The 289-nt window shown below is 54.7% G+C and carries 1 rRNA gene; it reads left to right on the top strand.

Features of this window, described 5'->3' with window-relative positions:
• Window positions 1-28 precede the first annotated feature (28 nt).
• Window positions 29-289 (top strand): 16S ribosomal RNA (locus D9X91_RS20850); the annotation flags it as partial.

Raw genomic sequence — 289 nt, 5'->3', positions numbered from 1 at the left:
AAAAAAGACGACTTTCAAAGTCGACATTTTTTCGGAGAGTTTGATCCTGGCTCAGGACGAACGCTGGCGGCGTGCCTAATACATGCAAGTCGAGCGGACTGATGGGGAGCTTGCTCCCCTGACGTCAGCGGCGGACGGGTGAGTAACACGTGGGCAACCTGCCTGTAAGACTGGGATAACTTCGGGAAACCGGAGCTAATACCGGATAACCCCTTCCCCCTCCTGAGGGAAGGTTGAAAGATGGCTTCGGCTATCACTTACAGATGGGCCCGCGGCGCATTAGCTAGTT

It is taken from the genome of Falsibacillus albus (genome assembly GCF_003668575.1).
In the GTDB taxonomy this organism is placed as follows: domain Bacteria; phylum Bacillota; class Bacilli; order Bacillales; family DSM-25281; genus Falsibacillus; species Falsibacillus albus.
Note: the sequence above shows the minus strand (reverse complement) of the source record. Positions and strands in the feature narration are given on the sequence as shown.